Here is a 4,356-nt window from a genome sequence, read left to right as displayed (position 1 = left end):
CGGCCGTGCTGACCGTGACCCGGCCCCCGGCCCGGCGCCCCGCGGCCGCCACGCGCACGAGCTCGGCCACACGTCCGCCCTCGAACCGGATCGTCACCGGCACCGCCTGATACCGGAACGCGTTCTGCTCCGTGACCAGACCCGAGGCGTCACGGACGATCCCGAACTCGTCCTCCCAGGCGTCGATGTCGGTCGCGAGCGCCGCGCGGAGCCAGGCGACGTCCGCCTCGCCGCCCTCGACAGCCGCGAGAGCGCCGACCGCGGTCGTGCCGAGCGCGTCGAGCTCCCGGGTGGTCCGCACGGGGGCGTCCGCCCAGTCCGCGAGCCCGACGAGGTAGTTCGGCCCGCCCGCCTTGGACCCGGCGCCGACGGCGGCCTTCTTCCACCCGCCGAACGGCTGACGCTGCACGATCGCACCGGTCGTGCCGCGGTTCACGTAGACGTTCCCCGCCTGGATCGAGGAGAGCCACTGCTGGATCTCGTCCTCGTCCAGCGAGTGCAGGCCGCTGGTGAGGCCGTAGTCGATGTCGTTGACGATCTCGATCGCCTCGTCCAGCGTCTCCGCGGTCATGATGCCGAGCACGGGTCCGAAGTACTCCACCTTGTGGAACTCCGATCCGCGCACGACGCCGTCACGGATGCCGGGGCGCCAGAGCTGTCCCTCGTCGTCGAGCCGCTGCGGCTCGAGGAGCCAGGACTCGCCGGGCTTCAGGGTGGTGAGGGCGCTGAGGAGCTTGCCCTCGGCCGGGCCGATGAGCGGGCCGATCCGGGAGCTGCCGTCACTGGGCTGGCCGACCGCATACGAGCGGACCGCGTCCACGAGCTGGCGACGGAAGCGCTCGGAGCGCGCCGCCGAGCCGACGAGCACGACGAGGGATGCCGCGGAGCACTTCTGGCCGGCGTGGCCGAAGGCGGAGTACGCCACGTCCTTGGCCGCGAGGTCCAGATCGGCGCTCGGGGTCACGATGAGGGCGTTCTTGCCGCTGGTCTCCGCGAGCAGGGGCAGATCCGGCCGGAAGCTGCGGAACAGCTCCGCCGTCTCGTACCCGCCCGTGAGGATGACGCGGCCGACGGCGGGGTCGCTCACGAGCTGCGTGCCGAGCTCGCGCCCGTCGAGCTGCACGTACTGCAGCACGTCGCGGGGCACGCCCGCCTCCCAGAGCGCCTCGACCATGACCGCGCCGGAGCGGCGGGCCTGACGGGCCGGCTTGATGATGACCGGGGATCCGGTCGCGAGCGCCGACAGCACGGACCCGGCCGGGATCGCGACGGGGAAGTTCCACGGCGGGGTCACGACCGTGAGCCCGACGGGCTGCATGGTCGCGCCGTCGACGTCGGCGAGCGCCCGCGCGCTCTCTGCGTAGTAGTGGGCGAAGTCGATCGCCTCGGAGACCTCGGGGTCGCCCTGCTCGAGGACCTTGCCCGCCTCGGATCCCATGACCTCCAGGAGGTCCGCGCGGTGCGCCTCGAGGACGTCGCCGGCGCGGTGCAGGATCTCCGCCCGGCCCTCGGCGCCCAGGGCGCGCCAGGCCTCGCCCGCGGCCACGGCGCGTGCGATCGCGGCGTCGACCTGGTCCGCGGAGGACAGCGTGTTCGCGGCGACCGTGTCGTCGCCGAGCGTCGAGTCCGCCATGCGGGAGCGGATCGCATCCCCCCACGCCCGGTTGGCCGCCAGCGAGGGGTCGGTGTCGGGGGTGTTCTCGAAGCCGCGTGCCCGCTCGGGCGCGCCGATCTCGACCGGGGCCGAGCGGTCCTGGACGCGGTTGGGCCCGGGGACCTCGGTCGGCACCGTGCGCACGGACGCGAGGAAGCGCTCCCTCTCGCGCTCGAACAGCGCCGGGTCGGCGTCGAGGTCGAACACCGCGGACATGAAGTTCTCGGGGCTCGCCCCCTCCTCCAAGCGCCGGATGAGGTAGGCGATCGCGACGTCGAACTCGTCCGGGTGCACGACCGGGGTGTAGAGCAGGAGCGAGCCGACGGTGCGCTTGACGACCGTCGCCTGCGCCGAGGCCATTCCGAGCAGCATCTCGAACTCGATCCCGGCCGTCACACCGCGCTTCTCGGCCAGGAGCCACGCGAGGGCGATGTCGAAGAGGTTGTGCCCGGCGACGCCGATCCGGACGTTGCCGATGTGCTCCGGACGCAGGGCGTACTCGAGCACCGCCTTGTACGAGGAGTCCGACTCCTGCTTCGTCGACCATGTGGCCAGCGGCCAGCCGTGCGTCTCGGCGTCGACGGTCTCCATGGGGAGGTTCGCGCCCTTGACGACGCGGACCTTGATCGGCGCCCCGCCGGCGGCGACGCGGGCGGCGGCCCACTCCTGCAGGCGGATCATGGCGCCGAGCGCGTCAGGGAGGTAGGCCTGCAGCACGATGCCGGCCTCGAGGTCGTGGAACTCGGGGCGGTCCAGGATCGAGGTGAAGACCGCGATCGTGAGATCGAGATCCTTGTACTCCTCCATGTCCAGATTGATGAACTTCTTCCCGCCGGCCGTGCCCCGTGCGGCGATCCGGTACAGCGGCAGGAGCGCGTCGGCAGCGTGGGCGACGGCCTCGTCGAAGGCCCACGGGCTGTGCGGGGCGACGGTCGAGGAGACCTTGATCGAGACGTAGTCGACGTCATCGCGCTGCAGGAGCCGCCGCGTCCCCTCCAGGCGGCGGGCCGCCTCGTCCTGGCCGAGGATGGCCTCGCCGAGGAGGTTGACGTTCAGGCGCACGTCCTGCTTCTCACGGATCGCGCGGATGGCGGCGCCGAGCTTCGCGTCGCGCGCGTCGACGATGAGGTGGCGCACCATGCCGCGGAGGACCCGGCGGCTGATCGGCACGACGATCCCCGGCAGGATCGGGGCGACGGCGCCGCCAAGGGCGATCGCGGCGCGGAGCGGAGCCGGGAGGAAGGCCGGGGTGAGCGGGACGAGCTCGCGGAGCTTCCGCGCGGCGACGGCGGTGTCCTCGGGGCGGACGACGCCGTCGACGAAGCCGACGGTGAAGTCGAGGCCGTGCTCGTCGCGCAGGACGCCGGCGAGGCGCTGCGCGGCGGCGTCGACGGGGACCTCGCGGCTCTCGACGAGCCAGCGGCGCACCAGCGCGACGGCGTCGTCGGCGAGGGCGGAGAGGTCGGCGACGCCCGTGGCGGTCGCGGAGGACGGGGTGGGGGTCACGGCGGTTCCTCGGTCTCGGGTCGTGCGCGCGCGGGCACACGCCCGCGCGGGGATGATCCCAGCATGGGCCTGTTCATCCGCCGAGAAAAGCGATCTTTCTCGATGCACACCCTTCGGTATTCTCGAATGGTCCGCACTCTCGGGTCCGCCTCTTCCGAGTGGTCAGTTTTTGTGGGTTCGGGCGGCCGGAACCCACAAAAACTGACCACTCGATGAGGCGGGCGGGGCGGGACGCAGAGTGTCGGGACGCGGAGTGTCGGGACGCGGAGTGTCGGGACGCGGGGGCGAGGAAGGGGCCAGGATGTTCGAACTGCGACGGCTGCGACTGCTGCACGAGTTCGCGTTGCGCGGGACCGTCGCCGGGGTCGCCGCATCGCTCTCGTACAGCCCCTCCACCGTGTCCCAGCAACTGGCCCTGCTGGAGAAGGAGGCCGGCGTCCCGCTCCTCGAACCCGACGGGCGGCGGATCCGCCTCACCGCGCAGGGCCGGCTCCTCGCCGAGCACGCCGCACGCGCCCTGGAGCTCGACGAGGCGGCCCGCGAGGCGCTCGCCTCCGCCGACCGTCTCGCCGAGACCGTGCGGATCAGCGCCATGCCCACCGCTGCCGAGTCGATCGTCCCCGCCGCGCTCAGCCTCCTCGCGGAGCGGGAGCCCTCCCTGCGCGTCGAGATGACCGAGGCGCCGCCCGAGGAGGGACTCTTCGAGCTCGCCGCGCGACGCTTCGACCTCGTCATCGCCGAGCAGTACCCCGGCCACACGCGCGAGCGCCGGGCAGGCACCGCCCACGTCCTGCTCGGCCACGATCCGCTGCGGCTCGTCCTGCCGCCGGACGAGCCGCCCCGCTCCCTCGCCGACCTCGCGGACCGCGCGTGGGTGATGGAGCCGGCCGGATCGGCGGCGCGCCAGTGGACCGTCCAGCAGTGCCGGGCGGCCGGATTCGAGCCGGACGTGCGCTTCGAGGCCGCCGACCTCACCGCCCACATCCGCCTCGTCGCCGCGGGGCACGCAGTCGGGATCCTGCCCGATCTCGTCTGGAGCGAGGAGCGTGCGGACGTGACCCTCGCCGACCTCCCCGGCACGCCCGTGCGCGAGCTCTTCACGGCCGTCCGCACCTCCGCGCGCCGATCCGCGTCCCTCGCCGCCGTGCGTGCGGCCCTCGCCGACGCCTTCGCCGCCCTCCGCCGCTGACTCCGCG

The 4,356-nt window shown here is 73.2% G+C and carries 2 protein-coding genes; one reads left to right on the top strand and one right to left on the bottom strand.

Annotated features, from left to right (window positions below):
• Nucleotides 1-3,160, bottom strand: a 3,160-nt coding sequence (locus MR1_RS18595) for a bifunctional proline dehydrogenase/L-glutamate gamma-semialdehyde dehydrogenase (RefSeq protein WP_084344933.1), incomplete at its 3' end; no start/stop codon positions are given.
• 301 nt (nt 3,161-3,461) lie between these two features.
• Between MR1_RS18595 and MR1_RS18590 the strand changes: the two genes are divergently transcribed.
• On the top strand, nt 3,462-4,349 hold the full coding sequence (locus tag MR1_RS18590; RefSeq protein WP_067250631.1) for a LysR family transcriptional regulator: 888 nt from the start codon (nt 3,462-3,464) through the stop codon (nt 4,347-4,349).
• Nucleotides 4,350-4,356: the final 7 nt, after the last annotated feature.

Source organism: Microbacterium resistens NBRC 103078 (assembly GCF_001552355.1).
GTDB classification, from domain to species: domain Bacteria; phylum Actinomycetota; class Actinomycetes; order Actinomycetales; family Microbacteriaceae; genus Microbacterium; species Microbacterium resistens.
Note: the sequence above shows the minus strand (reverse complement) of the source record. Positions and strands in the feature narration are given on the sequence as shown.